We start from the raw sequence: 25,015 nt of genomic DNA, 5'->3' as shown, positions 1-25,015 counted from the left end.
TGTTTCCTGGGCAAAAACATGGGAGAAGATGCACAAAAAAACAAGTATAGCACTACCCGAACGTGCCTTATGATTCAGGCTAGCAAAAACATCCATGTCAACAAATGAAAAAAATACTTTCTATTTTCTTGCTTACCTCGTCAGTTGCAATGGCGCAGGTAAAACCAACAGACGACAATACCAGAACTGACATTCGGTACAATCTTAACGAATCAGGTTCACATTATGTAAAAGTAACTTTCACGAATCAGGCATGGTTCCGTTTCAATGAAAGTAACCCCGGGACTACCGTACTTGGCGATCCAAAAACAAACACATTCGACATCGGGCTCCGCAGAACCCGCTTGCAGCTGTTCGGACAAATCACAGACCGGATCTTCTTCTATACCCAGTTTGGAATGAACAATTTCAACAAGGTAAGTGCCTTCCCCGCCTATAATAACGCCGGAACGCCCAGCAACAGGAAAGTCGCTGCATTCTTTCACGATGCTTTAGGCGAGTATGAAATCCAGCGAAAAGGAACGAGCTTCATTCGTTTTGGGGGCGGGTTGACAATTGTTAATGGATTCTCGCGGTTTTCTCAACCTGGTATTGGTTCTATCATGACAATGGATGTGCCTGTTTTTGCGCAGGCGACTGTCGATCAAACTGACCAGTTTGCCAGAAAGCTGGCTATTTACAGCCGGGGACAAATTGGTAAGGTAAACTACCGGGTTGGTGTTGCAGATCCTTTCCCTGTTGAAACGAATGGGTCAGCGCCGGCTGCAATTAATCAGAATGCAGTCTTTTCACAACGTGGCAATCATAAGCAGTTTGAAGGATTGCTGATCTACAACATTTTTGACACCGACGATAACACAACCCCGGGGTACTTAGCAGGTACTTATCTCGGGAAACGCCGGGTTTTGAACATCGAAGCCGGTATCAACGCCCGTAAAAATGCAACATGGAGAAGAGAAGGTGCGGACACACTGTATCACAATATGACACTGTGGTCGGTGGCGGCTTACCTGGATATGCCCGTTGATAATGTAAAAGGTACTGCTGTTTCTGCCTACTTAGGTTACTTTAATACTGATTACGGCAGAGGCTACCTGCGCTACAATGGAATTATGAACCCTGCTACCGGCACTACTCAGCCGATTTCCGGTGCGAGCGGCACCCAGGGAAATGCGTATCCGATGTTTGGAACAGGCAGTGTGATCTATTCTCAGGCAGGGTTTAAGTTTAAAGACGGATTACTGGGCAGTCATGGTACGTTAATGCCTTACGCTTCGCTGCAATATGCAGATTATGAACGCCTTCGTGACGGAATGAGTGTTTTCAATGTTGGGCTAAACTGGCTGATCAAAGGACACAACGGCAAAATGTCGCTCAACTATGAGAACAGGCCCATTTACCGCAACAGCAATGTTGTCAATGAGCTGGAAGCAAGCGGCCGGCGCGGGGCTGTGACTTTGCAGTACCAGGTTTCAATATAACATAGAGCTAAGGAAAAGAGCAGGCGGAGCAGCATGGCTTCGTCCGCTCTTTTTTATTTGTCAAAAGTTGAAATTGAGTCTCGCAAAAATATACCTTCCATTAACACCCATTTGCTGGACGCGCCGCGAATACACAAACCGTCCAAGGCTCACATTACCTGAATGCGTGTGTTTGTCCTGGTACACATCAAATACATTATTCGCTCCCACCGACAGATTGATTCCCCTGGTCAGGTTGTAATTCACTGCGATATCAGTAACTACTTTCGCGCCAAACGTTTGATCCAGCGTTTCTTTCTTTCCTGTCAATGCATTTACAGGCCAGGAGTCAGGCTTGTTCGGGTCTATGGTTGGATCCAGGTAAGTAACCTCGCCAAAGCGCACGGCGCGTAACATAATGCCCAGTTTTCCCGCATTGTAATTGACTGTCAGGCTTTGTTTGTTCTTCGGACTGGCCACTTCAAACCTGCTTTGATCTTCCCGGTTGAAGTAAGTGTTTACCTGTTTTGTCTGGATCAGGATATCGGACGCATGAATAACAGGTTTTCCGTCAGCGCCTTTCTTTACTTCATTTTGAATGAAAGTACCCGCCAGCACAGCCTTCAAAGATTGATTACCTGAGAATTTGGTATGGTAGGAAAGTACGCCCTCAACTCCTCTGGAACGAGTATTTACCGCATTGGAAAAGAAATTGGCAGTAGTTGCATTTGCTGCCGCAAGCTGTGCCTTTAAATCTGCATTCCCGCCGTCATTGAAGTTATTGGTGAGTACAATGCGGTTGTCAATGTCAATCTGGTATGCATCTACAGTGAGCTCCAATGCATTTGAAACCTGAATGGTTGTTCCTACTGTAAAGCTTTGCGAGGTTTCCTGTTTCAGTTTTGGGATACCCAGAATAGCTGCGGGACGACTGTCGTTTGTAAAGGTGCCGCTTTCCTGCGCTACCTGCTGGCCGTTTTGCGTAACGAAAAGGGTATTGGTCTTGGCATAATATCGCTGCTGCAAAGAGGGAGCCCTGAACCCCGTGCTCGCCGAAGCCCTGAATGCAATTCCGTCTGTAATCTTGTAACGTGTAGCAAACTTGTAGTTCAATGTATTTCCAAAGTCAGAATAATGCTCGAAGCGCAGGGCTGCACTGAGTACCCACTTTTTCGTAAGGTCTTGTTCAAGGTCTATATAGCCTGCAACGCTGCTCCGCGAGTGAGATCCTGCATTCTGAGGAAAGAACCCTGAAAATACCTGAGCCCCGGCCGCTACTCCGGCAGCTACATCATAGTTTTTGTAAGAAGCTTCTTCTCCCGCAGTGATTGTGTATTTGTCAGTCCGCTGCTCGGCGCCGACTCCTACATTGAGTCCCGAAAGAACCTCCAACTTTCTGTTCAAATCCAGATTGATCGTATTCTGGGAAAATCCATTCCCTCCGGCATTGAACTCGCGCTGGATCATCGTCGCCGTGTTGATCTGTGTGTAGTTGATAGAATTGGAGATGGTATAGTCAAAGTTGTTTTTGCCAAAAGTGTTACTCAGATCAAACCGCCACTGACCTAATTTTCCGCGCAAACCGGCAGCTGCCGAAATATCATTCACATTGCTGTTGATCTCCGGCAGAAATCCATTCGGATACAATGCGAGTACTCCTGTTCTTACTGCGGCGGGAATGGAGTTAGGGTACCGGTAAAAACCTGCCGCATTGCCTTTTTTGTTGTTGTAGCCTCCAAATGCATATATCTCCATGGCCGGTGACACTGGTATGTTCGCATTCAAGACTACGCCGCCGCCCTGCACTTTCGAATTCCCGATCCGCATATCGAAATCGTTCCTCGTCAGGCCTTTTTGCGTAAGCAGCTGCTCATCAACAATGGCGCCGTCTACTGCCGGGAAGATCTGACCAGTGTAGGTGCCGGTACGGTTGGTCGCCTCCCGGTTCACAAATTCTCCCGTTATGTTCAGGAAACCTCTCTCGCCGATCTTCAATCCATAGTTCAACCCGACTTGCGCAGTACCTCCGTCGGACACATTCACTGTTCCTTCTTTTCCATTGTTGAGCACATAATTCTTGTCATACTTTGTCAGGTTCTGCCCGTAAGAAACATTTCCGCTCAACCCTGTTTTTGATTTTAATATAATGTTGATAACCCCCGCAATTGCATCCGAACCGTACTGGGCAGCTGCTCCGTCTCGTAGAATTTCTATTTTATCCACTGCAGTTGCAGGAATCGCATTAAGGTCGGTACCCACTGTCCCGCGGTTGACGGTACCATTTACATTCACGAGCGACGATTGGTGTCTGCGTTTACCATTTACCAAAACCAGCACCTGATCGGGCCCGAGTCCGCGGAGCTGTGCGGGGTCAATATGGTCGGAACCGTCAGAGATAGTCTGCCGGGAAGACTGAAACGAAGGCGCCACGTAGGTCAGGATCTGATTGATATCGACTTGTCCTACATTGTTGGTAATCTGCGATACCGGGATAATATCTACCGGAACAGGGGAGTCTATACGCGAGCGTCCGCCGCTTCGGGAGCCGGTGACTACTATTTCGGTTAGTACCTCAGATGATTCTGTAAGCGTGATGTTGATCAGGGAAGGCGCATTGCCCTGTACAATGGTGGGGACTATTTTGGTCGTGTAACCGATGAAAGAAACGGCCAGATTGTACGTGCCTGGCTCGGCGGCCAAGGAGAACTTTCCGTCTGCATCAGTAACAGTTCCGTGGCTGGTACCCTGGATCAGAATGGAAACCCCTGGAAGCCCGGATCCGCTTTTTTCATCAGTAACCTTCCCGTTAATGGATTGCGGGAATGCACACAGCGCATTCATAATCATTAACATAGCTAATAGTAGTGTTTTCATAAAAGTGTGTAAAAGGGTTAAAGAGAGATGAACTGTTAAAAACAAAAAAGCCGGCTTGGAGAATCCAGCCGGCCTTGCTTAATACAATTTAAGAAATTTAGAGACTTAGCGCGCCATTCATAGAACGAACGGCTTCTGCTGACTTTTCAAACGCAGCTTTTTCAGCGTCACTCAGACGAAGATTGATGATTTTTTCCCATCCATTTCTACCCAAAACAACAGGAACTCCCATACAAATATCTTTCTGCCCGTACTCTCCATTCAGATATACGCTGCATGGTACAATGCGTTTCTGGTTACGCACGATACTTTCAACCAAAAGCATGGTAGCCGCGCCTGGTGCATACCAAGCGGAGGTACCGATCAGTTTTGTGAGCGTGGCGCCTCCAACCATCGTATCAGCGGCTACTTTTTCAAGCTGCTCCGAAGACAGGAACCGGCTTACCGGAATCCCGTTGTAAGTAGCCAGTCGCGTCAATGGAATCATGGTAGTATCACCGTGACCGCCGATTACCATTCCGTGGATATCGAGCGGCGAAACGTCCATTGCAAGTGCGAGATAAGTTTTGAAGCGCGCACTGTCCAATGCGCCGCCCATTCCTATCAGACGCTTTTTGGGAATACCCGATTCTTTCAGGGCCAGGTAGGTCATCGTGTCCATTGGATTGGATACAACGATGATGATCGCTTTGGGTGAATATTTGAGAATATTTTCGGTAACTCCTTTTACAATTCCGGCATTAATTCCGATCAGTTCTTCCCTGGTCATCCCGGGTTTGCGGGGCAAGCCAGACGTGATTACTACTACATCCGATCCTTTTGTTTTTTCATAATCATTCGTGGAGCCGACTGGTTTTGTATTGAATCCCAGCAATGCGGCAGTCTGATAGATATCAAGCGATTTACCCTCACTCACGCCCTCTTTAATGTCGAGTAGAACGACCTCCTCTGCCAGCTCACGACGAATAATATTATCGGCAGTAGTTGCACCAACGGCGCCCGCGCCTACAACAGTGATCTTCATAGGGAAATATGGTTTATTGAATAGAAACTAATGCTTTTTGAATTTTTCCTAAAAGTAGGATACATAATTTGTTAATACCAAGGGGAATGTGATTTTTTGGCGGAAAAGTAACCGCAGTGATCCAAAATGCAATTTTTTACGTATTTAGATAGTTATATTGGCATTCAAAACCACTTTTTCCTGCCATTGTATAATGATTAACAAGTCCATGGTCACACAAATATTACAGTCGATTTTTTTCAGGAAAGCAAAAGGCAAAGCAGGCCGGTACGCACGTAACTCGGGTAAGCTGCTTGAACTGGCGAAAGATGTCGTTAGCAAGCTGCAGCGCGTAGGAGTGCGGGAGAACCTGGCCGAGTTCGCCGTGAATGTTCAGTTACTGATCCGGATGGTGCGGGCTTATGCTTCGGGTGAATACCGAAATTTGCCCTGGAAAAGTCTGCTTTCAATCGTGGCGGTGCTAATTTATTTCGTATCCCCCATTGACCTGATCCCTGATTTTCTGCCTATTGTAGGTATAACTGACGATGTAGCTTTAGTGGTTTGGCTGGTGAAGACTTTGAGTGATGATGTGAGTAAATTTGGTGAGTGGGAAAAGCGGAGAAATTCGATTAACATAGGATAAAACAGAACCTTTTAGTAGTTTCTGTAGAAAAGAATTTTTATTTTTGTAAACAATATAAAAGAAACAGATATGGAATCAGCAACCGTTTTGGCATTTATGGGATTGGGGGGACAGGAGATATTTTTTGTTGCCTTGTTCGTTTTACTCTTCTTCGGTGCGAAGAAAATTCCCGAGTTGATGCGCGGTTTGGGGCAGGGTATCAATGAATTCAAAAACGCTACTAAAGACGTTAAGGAAAATATTGAAAAAAGCATGGAAGACCCCAAATAACGCTTCCATCTTATTGAAGAAGGTATAACCAGAGCCTTTAAGCTAATCCCTTAATGGCTCTGATTATTTATTTACAACCCCACAAATAATTTACATTGAAAGAGTATCTGACGCTAGCTGAAATTCAGGAAGATTTGCGTAAAGGAGGTCTGACCTGCGTCGAGTTAGTTGAGCATTACTTACACAAGATTGAATCCAATTCCCATCTGAACGCTTTCGTTGAAGTATATTCAAGCGAAGCAAGGGAACAAGCCGCCACCGTTGATCAGAAAATTGCTAACGGTACCGCAGGCAGGCTTGCCGGAATGGTGATTGGATTAAAGGACGTACTTTCCTACAAAGGCCACGCTTTACAGGCTGCCAGCCAAATACTCGATTCTTATGTTGCGCCATTCACAGCTACTGCTGTTCAGCGGTTACTCGATGAAGACGCAATTGTAATCGGCCGGCAGAACTGCGATGAGTTTGCAATGGGATCTTCCAACGAAAATTCATCTTTCGGACCGGTGCTGAATGCAGCAGACAATACCAAAGTGCCGGGTGGTTCTTCGGGTGGTTCGGCAGTGGCAGTTCAGGCAGGTTTGTGCCACGCTTCACTAGGTAGCGATACTGGTGGGTCGGTGCGGCAGCCCGCTGCATTCTGCGGGGTTGTGGGTGTCAAGCCGTCTTACGGAAGGATTTCGAGGTACGGATTAATAGCCTACGCATCTTCTTTCGATTGCATCGGGCCCATTACCAAAAGTGTTTCGGATGCAGCATTGCTGCTCGAAATCATGGCGGGAGCTGACGATTTTGACAGCACGGTTTCCACGCAGAAAGTACCTTCCTATTCAACTGAATTAGAATTTACGGAAAAAGCCAGAATCGGTTACCTACGCGATTCTGTTGAAAACGAGGCTATTTCTTATGCTATTCGCCAGCAGACAATGGACTTGCTGGATCGTCTCAGGGCAGAAGGCCACGAGGTAGTTCCGGTGGAGATGAAATTGCTCGATTCGCTGTTGCCTACTTATTATATCCTGACAACAGCTGAGGCAAGTTCTAACTTGTCGCGTTTTGACGGTGTAAGATATGGTTACAGGAGTCCTGAGTCCGTTGATCTGGAATCAATGTATAAAAAGACCAGGACAGAAGCATTTGGAGCGGAAGTTCGCAGGCGGATTTTACTGGGTACTTTTGTTTTGAGTGCAAATTACTACGACGCATACTATACCAAAGCGCAACGCGTTAGAAGATTGGTGCGGGAGGAAACAAACCGGTTCTTTGAACAATTTGATTTCCTGATTTCACCCGTCACACCTACAACAGCCTTTACAATTGGTGAAAAGACAGAAGATCCTTTACAAATGTATCTTGCGGATATCTTCACTGTGCAGGCGAATGTGGTTGGTAATCCTGCTATCGCAATTCCAAATGGAGCAGATGCGAACGGAATGCCAATTGGAATTCAAATAATGGCTCCTTATTTTGGCGAGGAAAAAATGCTGGCGTTTGCTGACTACCTTGTCAAGCTGAATCAAAAGGTTGCCGAAGCATAATAATACGGATCAAGGGGTTTGATATTTTTTGACCCTGCTTATTGAGCTTGAACTGTATTTGACCCAAAGTTTAAAGTAAATTATCGTGCCAGAATTGCATGCGGTTATCCAAAAGTTATTCTGACGAAGATTCTTTGTGTGTTTAATGATAAATGTATTAGAGATTATTGCGATTCATCAGGGCGATTTCCCGAGTAGGGAGTTTTGAAAAGAGGATTTTCAGCCTGTAAATAGTTTAGAAACAGGTACTAGCCATCGAAAACCGTGAATTGATTAACCTTCAAAAAACATTTGATTAATGAGGCTTTCAAAAAAAGTATTGTGGCTCGGAGCCATGTGTGCAGGAATCTGGAACGCACCCGCAATGGCGGTAATTCCACAGGAGAAGTTAACATTCGAGCAAGATACGCTTAAAACCGAAGCTCAGGAGGAAGCAAACCTGCTTCCGTACCTGCCCGAAGTTGAAGAAATAGGACCTAACCCGGCTGTTCCCCAGGATCTCCTGAAAACACGGTTTGCTAAACTTGAAAAGTCTATACCGCTTACCTACCACAAGTCCTCTCACGAGTTTGTGGAATATTTCATTTATAAAAAAGCCGATTTTACCCGGACAATGATGGCGCGTATGCCTTTGTTTTTTCCAATGTTTGAAAAAGCATTGCAGAAGCACGGCCTGCCGACTGAATTGAAATACCTGTCCATGATCGAGTCCGGCTTAAATCCTACCATCATTTCCCATGCACGTGCTGGCGGTCTGTGGCAGTTCATGCCGGCAACCGGTCGCGAGTTCGGTTTGTATCAGGATAAATACATTGATGAGCGTTTCGAACCTGTGAAAGCCACAGAAGCAGCTTGTCTTTACCTCAAACAGCTTTACAGGATTTTTGGTGACTGGGAGCTTGCACTGGCTTCTTACAACACAGGACCAGGCAACGTGAAACGCGCAATGCGGCGGTCGAGAGGGACCACGTTCTGGACGATCTACAATGTGCTTCCACGAGAAACACGCTCCTACGTTCCGCAGTATGTGGCGATGAATTATATGATGAACTATGGGCACGACCACGGTATTTTCCCGGAAACCACCGAATTCCAGATTCCTCATGATACTGTTCACATTAACGGTTACATTGATCTTGCTGTTTTTTGCGAGCAGAGCCATGTTAATATGGAGGATCTCAAAAAGTTGAATCCTCAGATTACTAAAACGTCACTCCCTGCACATACCCGCGATTTCGTTCTTAAAGTACCGAGCGTACAATACACTTACTTTGTCAGCAACCGTGATTCTATCATGAACTACTGCACAGGTAAGCTGCTGAATGGGGCGCTTGTTGCAAAAGCGGATAGCACAAGAACAGACTCCCTGGGCGTCAATAAGGCATTCCCTTATGCATTAGCCAGTCAGTCATCGGAAATGGATGAAGATGAGGACGGAGGAGAAGAGCAGGGATTGATTGAAAGAAACCGCACTAAAAAAACCAGCCACACTGTACGCAAGGGAGAAACCTTATCCACCATTTCGAGAAGATACCACGTGAGTGTTGCTGAACTGAAAAAATGGAACCGCATCAGCAGATCAGCAATCAACAGAGGACAGCGGCTGGTGATCTATAAAACTGTCAAAGAAACCGCGCCGGCTGCGACGAGAGTAGCAGCGGCAGCTTCAAAAGCAGACGAGCAGAAAACATATAACCAGGCAAGGCATACCAGAAAGCGTTACCATACTGTTCAGAAGGGCGACACGCTGTGGATCATTTCACAACGTTACGGACTCGAAATCGGACAGTTGAAAAAGAGAAACAATATCAGAGGTAATTCTATTAAGCCTGGACAAAAACTGATCATTTCTGCCTAATGTTCAACAGTCCACAATGCACATACTATTTATATGATTGCCTACGTTAACGGAACTGTAGCGTACAAAGACCCGGCATATGCGATTATCGATGTGAACGGATTGGGCTACGAAGTTCGCATATCCTTACAAACTTATACCTCACTTCCCGAGCCGGGTGAACGTTGCAAACTTGTAACGTTTTTGAGTATCAGGGAAGATGCACATGTGTTATATGGTTTTTGGGGAAGCGACGAAAAAAAACTTTTCCTCGATCTGATCACAATTTCAGGAATAGGTCCGTCGACGGCTCTTGTCATGCTTTCTTCCCTATCTTCATCTGAAATAAGGCAGGGGATAATAGATGAAGATCTTCGACTGATCCAGTCCATTAAAGGCATTGGATCAAAAACTGCTCAACGCGTCATTCTGGAATTAAGAGATAAAATACGCAAGGAAGAGCTGGTATCAACAGGTCAGAAATCGTCAGACACATCTTCCGGAACTTTGAAAAATGAAGCCCTCGCTGCCTTGATCACCCTCGGAATCCCGAAGGCCACGGCAGAGAAAAGCGTGGACGCCATTATCAAAAGGGAAGGGTCTGAACTCACAGTAGAAAACTTGATAAAACTAGCGCTTCGTTAACCTGAGCCGCAATGCATTCTTGTAAAAACCTTTACGCAGATAAAATCGTCTTGATGGATTTGATTGTAATTACAACCTTCTCTAAATAAGTCTATTACTTTGTCATCAACGATTTACTCTTTTCTATTTAAAGTCTTAAGTATATCAGCCGGAGCGGCTTTGCTGGCCAATATCTCGGTTGATGCGGATGAACCATATTCACAGCATCCGCAGGAGTGGGTTGTGGAAGATACCATTCCCGATACGAACAGAAGAACAGTCGACAGGTCCGGGAACCAGCTGATCACACGCTGGAAGGATTACTATTCCAACCGGATCGCCGAGCCGCGTCCCCGCTCTCCTTTTTACCTCCGGGACCCGGCGAATATCTCTACCAATATTATTCTGGATAGTGCCGGCAAGATTGCGGTGACTGAAAAAGTCAGAACGCAGTCAGGCGACCTGAATTTCCGCGCCCCCGAGCGTATGGATCTTGAAACTTATGATAAGATCCAGGAAGACCGGGCATTCAAGAGTTTGCTGCGCGAGTATGCAGGCAGGCAGGATGGGAAAAGTGCAATGGGAGCCCGTGGGTTGTTGCCTAAATTGGATATACCACCCGGACTTTCGAAGTTGCTGGGCGATGATTTCATTAACTTCAAACCCACTGGCTTTGTCTCGCTTGACCTGGGCTTAATGCATCAGTTCCTGGATAACCCGGCGATCCCGATCCGCCAGCGTCGCAATACTCAATTTATTTTCAATGAGCAGATCAGCATCAACTTCGATGCGAGATTAGGCGATCAGCTGGGCTTTCAGACAAACTTTGATACAAAGGCCAACTTCAACTTCGAGAACGCGATTAAACTGAATTACAAGAATCCGGAGGAGAGCTTTATACGGAAAATTGAAGCTGGTAATATCAACTGGGCGATCAACAGCCAGCTGATTCCGGGCGTTCAAAACCTGTTTGGTTTGAAGACTGATTTTCAGTTCGGCCGTTTGAACGCGACCTTTGTGGCTTCCCAACAAAAGTCAAGCAAGGAGCGGATCGTCCTAAGAGGTGGCGCCCAAAACCGGGATTTCGAGCTGCGTGCTGATACTTACGATGAAAACCGCAACTTTTTCCTCTCTCAATATTTCAGAAATATTTACGAAAGCTCGTTGCGGAATACTCCTACAATCACTTCCGGGGTTACCGTAACCCGGATCGAAGTGTATGTGACTAACCGGACTACAACAACCGAATCCCTGAGGAATGTGGTGGGTTTCGCGGATCTGGGCGAGCCTGCTCCGTACAAGTCGGCCAATCCAAGCCTGCAGCCGATCCGTTCCAGCTCTCCGGCCGACAATGAAGCAAACGGATTGTACAAAACCTTAACTGAAAATACCGCATTCCGGCAGGTTGATAATACCAACAGTGCGATTACTTCGCTGGGCCTTGAAAAAACACTCGACTACGAATTGCTCCGTGGCGCGAAAAGACTGGTAGCAGATCGCGACTACACTTTTCATCCGCAGCTCGGTTATATATCGCTGACCAATGCGCTGAGAAACGACGAAGTGCTCGCAGTCTCTTATGAATATACGTTGAATGGGCGCGCATTTAAGGTGGGTGAACTTACCGAAGATTATCAGGCGCGCCAGGATAACGAGGTCATTGCTTTGAAACTGCTTAAATCGTCGACGATCCGCAACAACACCCGGCTGCCGATGTGGGATTTGATGATGAAAAACATCTATTCACTGGGTACCAGTCAGATTGACAAGCAAGGATTCCAATTGCGTGTTATTTACAAAGATGACCAGACAGGTATTGATAACCCCAATTTACAGGAAAGCAGCATCGCCAATGTGCCGCTGATCCGGCTCGCGGGATTGGACAGGCTCAACCCTGTAAACGATCTGCAACCTGACGGTAATTTTGATTACGTAGAAGGGATTACCATTGATAGCAGATCCGGCAGAATCATTTTCCCTGTTCTTGAACCATTCGGAACAAACCTGGCCCGCAAGTTCGGGGCAGGTGAGGACGCTTTCCGGAATAAATACGTGTTCAATGAGCTGTACCGGACTACGATGATAGACGCGCAGCAGGTTACTGAGCGCAATAAGTTTTTTCTCAAAGGATCTTACCAGACCAGCGGGGGAGCCGAAGTACAGCTTCCATTCGGGGTACTCGAAACTTCTGTAACAGTCACCTCAGGCGGTGTGCCCCTTTCACCTGGCTCCGATTACATTGTTGAAGCGCAGATCGGGCGAGTGCGTTTGCTCAATGGAAGTGTGCTTAACTCAGGGCGGGAGATTGTCATTGAATATGAAAGACCGGATATGTTCCAGAACCAGGTCCGTTCTTTATTGGGAACGCGCCTCGACTATGTGGTAAACCGGGATATGAGCATCGGATTGACAGCGATCAAGTACCGCGAGAGACCGGCAGGATTCTTGTCCAGGGTGGCAATCGGAAATGAGCCTGTGAACAATACCATGCTCGGCTTTGATATCAGGTTCAGAAAAGATGTACCGTTTTTAACCAAGCTCCTTGATGCATTGCCGCTGATCCAGACCAAGGAAATGTCAAGCATTCAGTTTAAAGGGGAATTTGCGAAACTACTTCCGGGTGTTTCCAAAGATGTAAATAACCGATCACTGGTAGACGATTTCGAGGCGGCCCGTACAATTTACGACCTTTCGCGCCAGCCTCAGAAGTGGCGGCTTGCGTCTGTTCCTGCCCAGTTCAGGACCGGATTTGACGGCAGAACCCTGAATTACGGATATAGAAGGGCAAAAATCTCTGCCTATACGGTTGACAATATTTTTGGAGGAGCGCAGGGGCTTGGCGGAGGTTACCAGCCACCTGCCAACATTGAAGAAGCGGATCGCAAGAATTTCTACGAGCGGTTGTTCCTTCCCAATGATATTTTCCCTAACCGCCCCATTGCAGGATTGATAACCTATCCGCAGCAGGTGCTTGACATCGCTTTCTACCCAAGTGAAAGGGGGATGTACAATTACAACACAGATCTGAATCCCGACGGCCGGCTAAAAGCACCGCGTCAAAATTTCGGGGCGATCAGCCGGGCCATTACTTCTGATAATGATTTTGATAATGCAAACATTGAAAGCATCGAGTTCTGGATGCTGGATCCATTCATTCCCGGTCCAAATGGGGTTGTCAGAGATGGATTTGAACGAGCTAACAACACAACAGGAGGTAAGCTTGTCTTTAACCTGGGGGATATCTCGGAAGATGTAATTCCCGACGAGCGTTACAATTTTGAAAATGGACTGCCTATCGGCCCGAAACAGGTTGGCGTCAATGTAGATTCTACGGCCTGGGGATATGCTACTAAATCTCAATATCTGATCAATGCATTCAGCAATGAGCCCGGAGCAAGAGAGCGCCAGGATATTGGTCTTGACGGATTATCAAATGAAGAGGAGCGTGCTTTCTTCCGCCAGTTTATAGACAGACTGCCTGCGAACCTGACGCCAGCTGCACGCGAGCGTATCCTGGCTGACCCTTCCGGCGACGATTTCCGATTCTTCCTCGGTTCCGACCTGGATAGTGCAGATGCCAAAGTGCTGGAACGCTACAAAAATTATCTGGGAATGGAAAACAACTCTCCTGAAAGTCTGGGAAGAGCTGCGGACGTTACGCCGGCTTCTACGAATGTTCCTGACGGAGAGGATTTGAATGTCGACAATACGATTAACGACAACGAATCCTACTACGAATATGAAATTGATCTGAAACCGAACCAGCTTGCAGTAGGGAACGGATATATTGTTGACAAAACGGAAACAGACGGACAAAACTGGTACCTGTTCCGGGTTCCGATTAAAGAGTTTTCAGGAGTGATCGGAAATATGAATGGGTTCAAGTCCATTCGTTTCATGCGCATGTATTTGACCGACTTCCAGCAGCCTGTCGTGCTTAGATTTGCACAGTTGCAAATGGTAGGTCAGCAATACCGTAAATACACTTCTAATCTCGATGCGCCGGGCTTGCAGGAAGTGCCCGAGCCTTACGATGCGAAGTTCACTGTGGGTACGGTAAGTATTGAAGAAAACAAAAACAGGGATGCCACAACTGGCGGCGATAAGTACCAATATGACATTCCTCCGGGCTGGCAGCGTGATCTGGACAATACCCAGCGTCCTCCGCTGCAGCTGAATGAACAGTCCATGAGTCTCTGCGTGACTGATCTGCGTGATGGTGATTCCCGTGCCGTTTTCAAGAATGTCAATCTGGATCTCTTGTTCAGAAAAAGGCTGCGTATGTATGTGCACATGCAGAATGACCAGGATGAGAGTGGAATGGTAGGAACCTTCATGCGTATCGGTACTGATTTAACCCAAAACTACTATGAGATTGATCTTTCTTCGCTGAGAGCCACTTCGTCCGGTCCTAAGTTAAGAGAGGAAATATGGCCGGAAGAGAATGAGATCAATATCGCATTGGCAGATCTGATCGAGGCGAAAGCTCAGCGGAACAGGCAGGTTGATAGAAACCTGAGCGTGCCTTACACCATGCAAACTGCGGATGGACGATACAAGCTAACTGTCGTGGGTAATCCTGATTTGAGTTCAGTGCGTGTCATGATGATTGGTATGCGCAATCCGAAATCAGCGGATCAGCGGCCGAAGAGCTTCTGCTTGTGGGTAGATGAGCTGCACGTGGAGGGTTTCGACGACAGGGGCGGTATGGCGGCGATCGCACAGCTGGATGCCAAGCTTGCAGATTTTGCTACGCTTACAGCCTCGGGGCGCTTGGAAACATTTGGATTCGGAAGTGTTCAGCAGCGGATCGGTGAACGCTCGCGGAACCTTACCCAGGAATATGGATTTTCGTCAAATATCGCAGTAGATAAATTGCTTCCTGCCAGCTGGGGGTTCAGTATTCCGCTGTTTGTGAGTTACGATCGCAGGAATGTTAAGCCGCATTTCAACCCGCTTGATCCGGATACACCGCTGAATACATCGCTGGATAATTTGCTTACCGACGAACAACGCGACGGCTATCGTCGCATGGTCGAAGAAAATGCGGTAAGGCGTGGTATTAACTTCTCGAATGTCAGGAAAGTAAAAACGAGACCGGGAGCAAGAAATCATTTTTACGATTTTGAAAACTTCTCGTTCACTTACGCATTCAGTGACGATAAGCGACGGAATGTCCTTACACAGGAATATAATCAGCGGATGTACAAAGGAGGGATTTCCTATGTGTACAGTAGCCAGCCAAAGGCATTTGAACCATTTAAAAAGTGGACACCTAAAAACAGGTGGGGCGAATTAATCAAGGATTTTAACGTGACTTTGCTGCCTAATATGGTTTCGTTGAGAACCGACGTAGACCGGCGTTTCCTGAAAACACAGCTGCGTAATGCAGATCTTACTACCGATGGTATTCAGCCGCTTTATGAAAAATACTTCTGGTTCAACCGCTACTACGATTTCGGGTGGAACCTTACGAGGAACATGACCCTGAATTACAGCTCGTCAGCTAATTCGATTATCGACGAGCCAATGGGCGATATCGACACGGGTGCGAAGAAGGATTCGCTTTGGACGAATTTTAAAAAGCTGGGCCGGATCAAGAATTTTGACCAAAAAATTGACCTGACTTACAGGCTGCCGCTCGATAAAATACCGCTTACAGACTGGATGACGGCGGACTACAAGCATTCCGTTGCTTACCAGTACCAGGCCAATGCGCTTGGGCTGCGGGATACCACCGGGCTGCCTTTTGGGGACATTATTCGAAACAGCAGAGAGCGCGGGGTAACAGGTAAAGTCGATTTTGTATTGCTTTACAATAAGCTGCGCTACCTCAAATTTGCCAACACACCTTCCGCGGGGCGCAAGAATTTTGCACGTAGCCCGGGTGATATCGAGGATATTGATATGCGCACAACGGACGTGCTGAAAAGTCTTACCCGCGCGCTGATGACCGTTCGCGGTATCAACGTGAGCTACTCGGTGCTGGAAACGACCGCATTGCCGGGTTACCTGCGCGCACCCAAGTATTTCGGGATTGACGACGCCAATGCACCTGGCTTACCTTTCGTGCTCGGCCAGCAGGACAGGAACTTCCAGAAAAAAGCAGCCGAGAAAGGCTGGATTACCCGAAGTGAGCAGCAGAATATGCCTTTCCAGCAAACAATTGCGAAGAACTTTTCTGCGAACACAACACTGGAACCATTCAAGGATTTCAGGCTGATTATCGAAGCGCGACTGACGCGCCAGGATGCTTATCAGGAATTCTACCGGCCAGATACCAGCGGTGGATTTGCTTCTCAAAGCCCATTGCGGAATGGACAGTTCAGTATGTCATTTATGTCGTTCCGGACTGCATTCGCGAAAATGCGCCGGGATAATTCTTCGCCCGTTTTTGATAAATTCAGAGCTTACCGGGAAATTATCCGCGACAGGCTGAACCAGGAGAACAGGAGCGGCGGTGAGTACAATGAGACTTCTCAGGATGTATTGATCTCGTCATTCTTTGCAGCTTACACGGGTAAGGATCCGAATACGGTGCGAACAAATCCATTCCTGAAATTTCCGATGCCAAACTGGGATTTCAGCTATAACGGGTTATCTCAGCTGCCTGCATTCAAAAGGCTTTTCAGCTCGTTTACCTTGAAGCACAAGTATATGTCCAATTATAGTGTGGGTAACTTCACCTCCTCGCTGGATTACGAGGCTTTGTATGTGAACCTGGCTGTGACGGGTTATCCATTGTCGTCGAGATTGAATGATCTTGGTCAGTATATTCCTGTGTTTGCGATGAGCACCATTACCTTGTCGGAGAAGTTTCAGCCGCTGGTGGGTGTTGAGGTACGTACGCAGAGCAGGATTACTGCGAGAATGGAGTATAACAGAGACCGGACGATCGCATTGAACCTTTCCAATTCCCAGGTTGCTGAGTTGTTCAATCAGGATGTAACGGTGAACATTGGTTTTACCAAAAACAATGTAAAGCTGCCGTTCAAATTGAATGGGGTGAAGAAGACTTTGAAGAATGATATGACAATGCAATTAGGAATGACTTTCCGTGATACCAGATCTATCCAGCGGAAGTTTGACGGAGAGAATATCCCGATTGCAGGTAACATCAACTTCCAGCTGCGGCCAACTGTTAACTATATGGTTAACAACCGGCTAAGTGTACAGTTTTACTTCGATCGGACATTCAACGACCCGCTTGTTTCCAACTCGTTTTACCGGGCCAGTACCTCAGGTGGCGTACAGTTGAAGTTCAATTTGGCTGAATAAATTTTTGATTTGGAAAATACACGTCACATCATGTAATTTGCGGATCAGATTCATCCAAAACTTACCTAATAAATCATGAATTTCCCTTCAAATCTAAAGTATACAGAAGACCACGAGTGGATTCTAATCGAAGGCGATACAGCAACAATCGGAATCACGGATCATGCGCAGCACGAACTGGGCGATATTGTATACGTGGATATCAATACTGTTGGGGATCAGCTGGAAAAAGGGGAAGTTTTCGGATCAGTGGAAGCTGTGAAAACGGTTTCTGATTTATTCATACCAGTAGCTGGAACGGTGCTTGAAGTAAATGAAGCACTTGACAGTGAGCCTGAACTTGTAAATACAGATCCTTACGGACGCGGCTGGATGGTAAAAATCAGCCTTGCTGGTCCCGCTGACGGGGACGGGCTGTTATCCGCAGAAGACTACCAAAAATTTATAGGTGCCTGATAAAAGGTTGAAGCTCCATTAGGAGCTTTTTTTTTGAAACCGGATCAACAAATGCATCCGGCTACCAATTTAGAATATGAAATTGCTAATCCGATCCGTCCGAATCATTGACAGTAAATCGCCGTTCAGCGGCCAGGTTAAAGACATTTTTATCGAAGACGGGAAAGTAAAAGAAATAGGGGATAACCTCTCCGCGGACGATGCGGTGATCAGGGAAACGAATGGGCTCTGTGTATCTGCCGGCTGGATAGATATGCGCGTAGCTGCGCGTGACCCGGGGTTTGAACACAAGGAAGATTTGACAACGGTGCGTGCCGCGGCCGCGCATGGCGGTTTCACGGAGATTGTCCTGCTGCCGAACACCAATCCGGTGGTGCATAGTAAAGATACCCTCAACTATATCCGCCAGGCGGGTAGCGGCAGTCTGGTTACTTTGCGACCCACTGCGTCGGTAACCCGGAAAGCGGAAGGTGTGGACTTTACAGAAATGATAGACCTGCATACTGCCGGGGCAATCGCATTTACAGACGGAGAGCACGCGGTTCAAAGTGCGGACCTGCTCCTGAAAACGATCCTGTACCTCCGCCCGCTGAATGCATTGCTCATGAACCGGCCTGAGGATGCAGAACTTGCATTGTACGGACAAATGCACGAAGGCGTAACAAGTACATTGACGGGCATGAAAGGTATCCCGGCTCTGGCAGAGGAAATGATGTTGATTCGCGACCTGAAACTGCTTGAATATGCATTGGAAAAAAGCATGTACAGCAATGCCGATCCGGTACTGCATATTTCATTGATATCGACTTCGGTTGCTGTCGACCTGATTCGCGACGCTAAAAAGCGGGGCTTGCCGGTATCCTGTGATGTAGCCGCGCACCAGCTTGCATTCGAAGACTCGGACTTACTTGGTTTTGATACTAACCTGAAAGTCAACCCGCCATTCCGTTCTGCGGACGATCGGGCTGCATTGAGGGCGGGGCTGGCAGACGGAACAATCGATGCTATTGTATCTGACCACAATCCGCACGATGAAGAGAGTAAAAACCTGGAATTCGACCACGCGGACTTTGGTATAACCGGTCTTGAAACTGCTTTCTCGTTAGCAGTAATGCACAGTGGATTAAGTGTGGAACAAATCATTGAAAAATTCACAAGTAAGCCAAGATCCATCCTGCGGCTACCTGCTACGGGCATTGTAGTAGGAGACGTAGCAAACCTGACGTTCTTCGAACCGGAAGCAGAATGGACATTTAATAAGAGCTACTCTAAATCAAAAAATACACCGTTTTTGGGACAGACGCTGAAAGGCAAAGTAAGTGGGGTGATCAACAACGGTAAACAGGAGTGGTATTCATGAAATCGATCATTGCGTATTTTAACAAACCTATTCTCAAACTTTCGCTGCTGTTCGGGCTGGCATTGGGGATACTGCTATTTGTCTTTTTTATCGGGTTATATCTGATGGGCATTGTTCCGCTGGGAAATAACAAGGTAATGGACTTTGGTATTCACATCATATTAATTGCAGGAGCGTGCTGGTATTACCGCAAAAAGGTGGGGAATGGATTTTTACACCTTTGGGAAGCGCTCACAATTGGGTACGTCGTCAATACCATAGGCGCGCTGATCGCGGGGTGGCTGATCTACTTTTTTGTTACTTACATTGATCCGGCTGTTTTTACCAATTACCTCGCCGAAATGAAAACGCTGATGCTCGAAGGAAAAGCGGAGCTGGTGAAGAACATCGGGGAAGCCGAGTTTATGAAAATGTATAATGGAGTTGGCAGTATGGAGCGATCGGAGATTATCATGGATGAAGTAAGCAAGAAGACAGTAATGGCGATTATCCCAATCCTAGTTATTTCATTGATATTCAGAAAGCAGGATTACGGCGTTTTTCATAATAAATCTTAAACCTATCGACTTACCTGAAACAATCTAGCAACTAATGGAAGAAAAAACATCTACCGCCCGGGTGGCTTTGAAGTACGGCGTACTGGCTTCGGTTGTCATCATGATTTACACAACTATCATCAACGTGGCCGGTCTAGGCCAGAACAAGCTGCTTTCCTCGTTGTCGTTTGTATTTATGATCGTTGCGATTGTGTTGGCAATGAAGAATTTTCGGGAGCAAAACAAAGGTTTCATTAGTTACGGAGAAGGACTAGGAGTAGGATCACTGGTTTCCGCGGTAATGGGGCTGCTCAGCTCTGCGTTCACGATGTTTTACATTCAGTTTATAGACAATACATTGCTAACCCAAAGTATGGACCAGGTGAGGGAAGATATGGAGCGGAAAGGAATGGACGATGCGCAAATTGACCAGGCTATGGAGCTTTCGCAGAAATTCATGTCTCCCGGAATTGTGTTTGTGATGGGCGTACTTGGCTATGTGGTGACAGGTTTTATTATTTCCCTGATCGTAGCTGCAATAATCCGCCGGGACAAACCCGTTTTTGAATAGCTTTTTCAAGGTTGATATTTTAAAATCCAGACAGTGTTTGCAATTTTCCGGAAAGAGATTGGCAGCTTTTTCAATTCACTGATCGCCTACATGGTGATGGTCGTGTTTCTTACTGCGATCGGACTGATCGTCTGGGTTTTTCCGGATTCCAATATCCTCGACTACGGTTATGCAGATATGGGATCGTTTTTCCGTCTAGCGCCTTACGTGCTGCTGTTCCTGATCCCGGCTATTACCATGCGATCTATTGCAGAAGAAGCCCGGAATGGTACACTCGAGCTGCTGCTTACCAAACCGATTACCAATGCAGACCTGGTAATCGGCAAGTTTCTGGCCAACTGGAGTCTCGTTTTACTGACATTATTACCAACACTAATTTATTACTACAGCATTTACCAGCTGGGTAGTCCGGTAGGAAATATTGACTCGGCCGCAGTCGCAGGATCTTACATCGGACTGCTGCTGTTTAGCGGAGCGGTGGTATCAATGGGCTTGTGGGCCTCTTCGCTCAACGACAATCAGATTGTAGCATTCATACTCGGGGTATTCCTAGCGTTTATTTGGTACGTTGGGTTTAGCGCGATCTCTCAGATGCTTGGCAGCGGCGTACTTTCGAAACTGTTTTTGTGGGTGTCGCTCGACGAGCAGTACCTCGCACTCGGCAAGGGACTGGTTGATTCACGAAACGTCATTTACCTGCTGAGTCTCATTGCTTTCTTCCTTGTTCTGACCCTCTGGCGTGTCGAAAAGCTGAGAAAGTAAAAGCTTTGAAATTCAACATTAACCTTTTGATCTAACCGCGTGTATTTGATCGTATATGATCGAAAACACACCTAGATGATCGCCTTTTATATAACACCCAACTCTCGTGTTGAACATGTGCAATCCGGCAGTTGGAAGAGGCGGCCGGGCGGGGCAATAATTTACAATCGCGCTGACCGGTTCTTGGGAAATTTCGCTAGATTGCCAGCAAGTAATGCACAATTAACTATTAAGCGACTCTTGGCGACAAGCAAGGTAAAATACTCGGAAGAGGAACTCGTGCTGGCTCTCAAAAGGAATGAGAAGGTAGCATTTGATTTCCTGTACGACCATTACTCTGGCGCTTTGTTTAATATCATTTCAAAAACGTTAAGGGACGAGGAGAAAGCCGCAGATGTATTACAGGAATCCTTCGTTAAAATCTGGAAGAATATAGCTTCATACAATCCGGAGAAAGGACGGCTGTTTACATGGATTATGAACATTGCGCGAAACGGCGCGATTGACGCGGTGAGGGTAGAAGGAAGAAAACCGGCAATGGGTGATATCGATGACGTAGCGGTGAGGAATGAAAAAGACGCGTACGAAGATTTACAGACAACGAGTTCGGAAATGAAGGCAATCATAGATATGCTTCGGCCCGAGCGAAAAATTCTTATTGACATGGCTTATTTCCAGGGGTACACTCATGAAGAGATTTCCGAGGAGCTGAGCATTCCGCTGGGCACGGTGAAATCGAGGATCCGGACCGCGTTACAAGAGTTAAAACAATACTTTGCAGCATGAATATCCAAGCATACATAGAGTCCGGCATATTGGAAGAATATGTATTGGGCACTGTCTCTCCTCAGGAAAAACAGGAGGTCGAGTGTATGTCTCATATTTATCCGGAGATTAAGGAAGAGTTGATGAGAACTGAGAATGCTTTGGAAGAATATGCATTGAAACATCAAACACCACCTCCGGCTTCATTGAAAGAGTCGATTTTCGCAATGATGAATTTTGATTCGGCTGGTGATACAAATAATGACACGCAAAACGGTGATACTGCCGGCACTCAGGAAGAAGTTAAAGTAAACAATAGCATCGAAGCACCCAGGGTTGTGGAGGCTGATGGTGGTAAGGTGATAGGCGATGCGTTTGAAAGGGTAGAGGTTGAAACAAGAGAAGTAACTCCCCTGTGGGCAAAGATTGCGGCTGCGGCTGCCATTCTGCTGGCGCTTTTTGCAGGCTGGTCGGCAATGCAGATCAGCAACTATAAGAACAGCAACGAACAACTAGCGGCCGAAATCGGCAGTATGCGTGGTGAGATGGAAGGAATGAAAAGCAATCTCGCCTATACAGAATCGCTTGCGGGAATGTACCGGGATCCACAGTACAAAGTGGTAAAAATGGCCGGTATGCCAAAATCTCCTCAAAGCAGCGTTGCAGCATTCTGGAACCAGCAGACGAACGAAGTAATGCTCGATGTGCAGAATCTCCCGGCAGCGCCTGCCGGCAAGCAGTACCAGCTCTGGACGATCGTGGACAACAAGCCGGTGGATATCGGAATGATTGATAAGGATTTTGCCGGGAAAGTACTTAGAATGAAAAACACCAAACCTGGCGCAGTAGCATTCGCGATTACATTGGAAAAAGAAGGCGGCGTACCCTCGCCGACAATGGAGGAGATGTATGTAATGGGGAAAGTGAGCTAGTTTCCGCATTGTGCAAAGTGCTTCGACCGCCCGGCGGCCCGGTGCGCTCAGCATGACAAGGCGGCGCAACTTGTAATCAGCATTGTGCATGTTGCTTCGACTGCGCTCAGCATGACAAGGCAGGCTAGCATGGTAAGTACATTAACCTTTTGTCACCCTGAGCGCAGTCGAAGGGCAGGCAACCAAGCTAGCTTACATGCGAGAAGCGTTGGGCACGTTGCTTCGACCGCCCGGCGGCCCGGTGCGCTCAGCATGACAAATGTGAGCAACCGTCAAGCTAAGTTCCGCTCAGCATGACAAGGCATTTTTAACCAGTTCGAGTAAACAATGAAGCGTCGTAATTTCCTAGGTAACATAGCACTGACAGGTGCATTAGTAAATACCATTACAGAAGGTTCGGCTAAACAGTCCGAACCTTTTCTGCATAAGAGCAAGCCCAAAGAAACACTCAAAGCCGATCTCGTCATCGCAGGCGGTGGCCTCGGCGGCTGCGCAGCGGCATTAGCCGCATTACGAAATGGCTTAAACGTAATCCTTACCGAAGAAACCGACTGGATCGGCGGGCAGATTTCCCAGCAGGGCGTACCGCCTGACGAGCATCAATGGATTGAAACCCACGGTGCGCCGAAGGCCTACCGCGACTTCCGCAATGCAATCCGCGAGTATTATAAAAAGAATTACCCACTCACAGCCGAAGCCAAAAGCCGAAGTCACTTAAACCCTGGCGACGGAGCAGTATCGCGCATTTGCTGCGAGCCCAAAGTGGCCGTCACGATTTTGAATGATTTGTTCGCGCCTTACCTCAGTGCCGGCAAGCTGACATTGCTCACCGAGTACAAAGCTATTTCCGCCGAAGTGCAGGGTAACCGCGTGACTTCGCTGGAAGTAAAAAGCAGCCGCCCTGGTAAGGGCCGCTCTGGGAAACAGTTAACATTAACCGCGCCCTATTTCGTGGATGCTACCGAGCTGGGCGACTTGCTGCCGATGACCGGCACAGAGTTCGTCACCGGCACCGAATCCAAAGCGGAAACCGGCGAGCTCCACGCCCCCGAAAAAGGCAACCGCGACAATGTGCAGGCATTCACGATGTGCTTCGCGATCGATTACCGGCCGGGCGAGAACCATGTCATCGAAAAGCCAGCGGAATATGATTTCTGGAAAAACCACGTCCCCAAAATGAGCAAACCCTGGTCGGGCAGGCTGCTGGACCTGGCGTATTCCAATCCTAAAACCCTCGAACCGAAAACGCTTGGCTTTCACCCGGAAGGCATCAAAACGGGCGACGCGCTCAACCTCTGGGTGTACCGCCGCATCATCAGCCGCCAGAACTTCACGCCCGGCACTTACGCGGGCGACATCACTATTGTCAACTGGCCGCAAAACGATTACATGCTCGGCAACCTCATCGGCGCCAGCGAAAAGGATTTCCGAAAGCACGTCGACCGCGCCAAACAGCTCAGCCTCTCGCTCCTCTACTGGCTGCAAACCGAGGCCCCGCGCCCGGACGGCGGCAAAGGCTGGCCCGGCATTCGCCTCCGGAAAGACATCATGGGCACCGACGACGGCCTCGCCAAATACCCCTACGTCCGCGAATCACGGCGCATCAAGGCACTTTTCACCATCAAGGAAGAACACGTTGGCGCCGCAAACCGTGAAATAGCCGTCGCAAACGGCGCGCCCGGCGACAAAACCAAAGCCGCTACATTCCCCGACAGCGTCGGCATCGGCTACTACCACATCGACCTCCACCCCAGCAGCGCCGGCGACAATTACATCGACTTCGCCTCCCTGCCATTCCAGATCCCCCTCAGCGCCCTGCTGCCCATACGCATGGAAAATTTGCTTCCCGCGAATAAGAACATTGGCACTACGCATATTACGAATGGGTGTTACCGATTGCATCCGGTGGAATGGAGCATTGGGGAAGCCGTGGGGTTGCTGGTGAAGTATGCGCTGGGGGAGAAGGTGATTCCGAGGAAGGTGCGGGAGGATAAGGGGTTAGTGAAGGGGTTTCAGGGGTTTTTGGTGGGGGAGGGAGTGGAGTTGGAGTGGAGAGTTTGAGATGAGTTAGGTGAAATATTCATAGATTGTGAAAAGTAAATA

Annotated in this window: 17 protein-coding genes; 15 read left to right on the top strand and 2 right to left on the bottom strand. The window is 47.6% G+C overall.

Annotated features, from left to right (window positions below; genetic code table 11):
- Positions 1-104 precede the first annotated feature (104 nt).
- Complete coding sequence (locus Q369_RS0115140; RefSeq protein ID WP_031528643.1) at positions 105-1,481, top strand: hypothetical protein; 1,377 nt, start codon at positions 105-107, stop codon at positions 1,479-1,481.
- 60 nt (positions 1,482-1,541) lie between these two features.
- On the opposite strand, the gene Q369_RS0115135 is transcribed toward Q369_RS0115140, so the two are convergent.
- Both Q369_RS0115135 and mdh read right to left on the bottom strand, forming a co-directional pair.
- Positions 1,542-4,334, bottom strand: a complete 2,793-nt coding sequence (locus Q369_RS0115135) for a TonB-dependent receptor (RefSeq protein ID WP_031528642.1) — start codon at positions 4,332-4,334, stop codon at positions 1,542-1,544.
- 97 nt (positions 4,335-4,431) lie between these two features.
- Positions 4,432-5,358, bottom strand: coding sequence for a malate dehydrogenase (gene mdh / locus Q369_RS0115130; protein WP_031528641.1), 927 nt, complete (start codon positions 5,356-5,358; stop codon positions 4,432-4,434).
- 208 nt (positions 5,359-5,566) lie between these two features.
- Here mdh and Q369_RS0115125 point away from each other — a divergent pair, with 208 nt between their 5' ends.
- The 14 genes from Q369_RS0115125 to Q369_RS0115060 all read left to right on the top strand — a co-directional run bounded on the left by Q369_RS0115125 (position 5,567) and on the right by Q369_RS0115060 (position 24,973).
- The gene (locus Q369_RS0115125) at positions 5,567-5,983 is read left to right on the top strand and encodes a YkvA family protein (protein ID WP_035333546.1); all 417 of its coding nucleotides are present in this window, start codon (positions 5,567-5,569) and stop codon (positions 5,981-5,983) included.
- Positions 5,984-6,052: 69 nt separating this feature from the next.
- Positions 6,053-6,253 carry a Sec-independent protein translocase subunit TatA/TatB gene (locus tag Q369_RS0115120; protein WP_031528639.1) on the top strand — a complete coding sequence of 67 codons (201 nt, stop codon included), beginning with the start codon at positions 6,053-6,055 and terminating at the stop codon, positions 6,251-6,253.
- A gap of 95 nt (positions 6,254-6,348) precedes the next feature.
- Positions 6,349-7,791 (top strand): Asp-tRNA(Asn)/Glu-tRNA(Gln) amidotransferase subunit GatA, encoded by a 1,443-nt coding sequence (gatA, locus tag Q369_RS0115115; RefSeq protein WP_031528638.1) that lies wholly within the window; start codon positions 6,349-6,351, stop codon positions 7,789-7,791.
- A 298-nt stretch (positions 7,792-8,089) separates the two neighbouring features.
- Positions 8,090-9,649 (top strand): lytic transglycosylase domain-containing protein, encoded by a 1,560-nt coding sequence (locus tag Q369_RS0115110; protein ID WP_229206849.1) that lies wholly within the window; start codon positions 8,090-8,092, stop codon positions 9,647-9,649.
- A gap of 33 nt (positions 9,650-9,682) precedes the next feature.
- On the top strand, positions 9,683-10,273 hold the full coding sequence (gene ruvA, locus Q369_RS0115105) for a Holliday junction branch migration protein RuvA (RefSeq protein WP_031528636.1): 591 nt from the start codon (positions 9,683-9,685) through the stop codon (positions 10,271-10,273).
- Positions 10,274-10,372: 99 nt separating this feature from the next.
- Positions 10,373-17,530: a T9SS outer membrane translocon Sov/SprA gene (gene sov, locus Q369_RS0115100; protein WP_031528635.1), complete on the top strand. Its 7,158-nt coding sequence runs from the start codon at positions 10,373-10,375 to the stop codon at positions 17,528-17,530.
- 75 nt (positions 17,531-17,605) lie between these two features.
- Positions 17,606-17,986 (top strand): glycine cleavage system protein GcvH, encoded by a 381-nt coding sequence (gcvH, locus tag Q369_RS0115095; protein WP_031528634.1) that lies wholly within the window; start codon positions 17,606-17,608, stop codon positions 17,984-17,986.
- 76 nt (positions 17,987-18,062) lie between these two features.
- Positions 18,063-19,346, top strand: a complete 1,284-nt coding sequence (locus Q369_RS0115090; RefSeq protein ID WP_031528633.1) for a dihydroorotase — start codon at positions 18,063-18,065, stop codon at positions 19,344-19,346.
- The gene (locus Q369_RS0115085) at positions 19,343-19,903 is read left to right on the top strand and encodes a DUF4199 domain-containing protein (protein ID WP_031528632.1); all 561 of its coding nucleotides are present in this window, start codon (positions 19,343-19,345) and stop codon (positions 19,901-19,903) included. The genes Q369_RS0115090 and Q369_RS0115085 overlap by 4 nt, the downstream gene beginning before the upstream one ends.
- Before the next feature lie 34 nt (positions 19,904-19,937).
- The gene (locus Q369_RS0115080) at positions 19,938-20,453 is read left to right on the top strand and encodes a DUF4199 domain-containing protein (protein WP_031528631.1); all 516 of its coding nucleotides are present in this window, start codon (positions 19,938-19,940) and stop codon (positions 20,451-20,453) included.
- A 33-nt stretch (positions 20,454-20,486) separates the two neighbouring features.
- Positions 20,487-21,215, top strand: coding sequence for a gliding motility-associated ABC transporter permease subunit GldF (gene gldF / locus Q369_RS0115075; protein WP_031528630.1), 729 nt, complete (start codon positions 20,487-20,489; stop codon positions 21,213-21,215).
- A gap of 240 nt (positions 21,216-21,455) precedes the next feature.
- A complete protein-coding gene (locus tag Q369_RS0115070) occupies positions 21,456-22,001 on the top strand; it encodes an RNA polymerase sigma factor (RefSeq protein ID WP_031528629.1) in 546 nt (181 codons plus the stop codon).
- Positions 21,998-22,912, top strand: a complete 915-nt coding sequence (locus Q369_RS0115065) for an anti-sigma factor (protein ID WP_031528628.1) — start codon at positions 21,998-22,000, stop codon at positions 22,910-22,912. Before Q369_RS0115070 ends, Q369_RS0115065 begins: the two co-directional genes overlap by 4 nt.
- A 327-nt stretch (positions 22,913-23,239) precedes the next feature.
- Positions 23,240-24,973 (top strand): FAD-dependent oxidoreductase, encoded by a 1,734-nt coding sequence (locus Q369_RS0115060; RefSeq protein ID WP_031528627.1) that lies wholly within the window; start codon positions 23,240-23,242, stop codon positions 24,971-24,973.
- The last annotated feature ends 42 nt before the right edge of the window (positions 24,974-25,015 follow it).

Source organism: Dyadobacter crusticola DSM 16708, assembly GCF_000701505.1.
Lineage (GTDB): Bacteria > Bacteroidota > Bacteroidia > Cytophagales > Spirosomataceae > Dyadobacter > Dyadobacter crusticola.
This window is presented reverse-complemented; position numbering and strand designations above follow the sequence as displayed.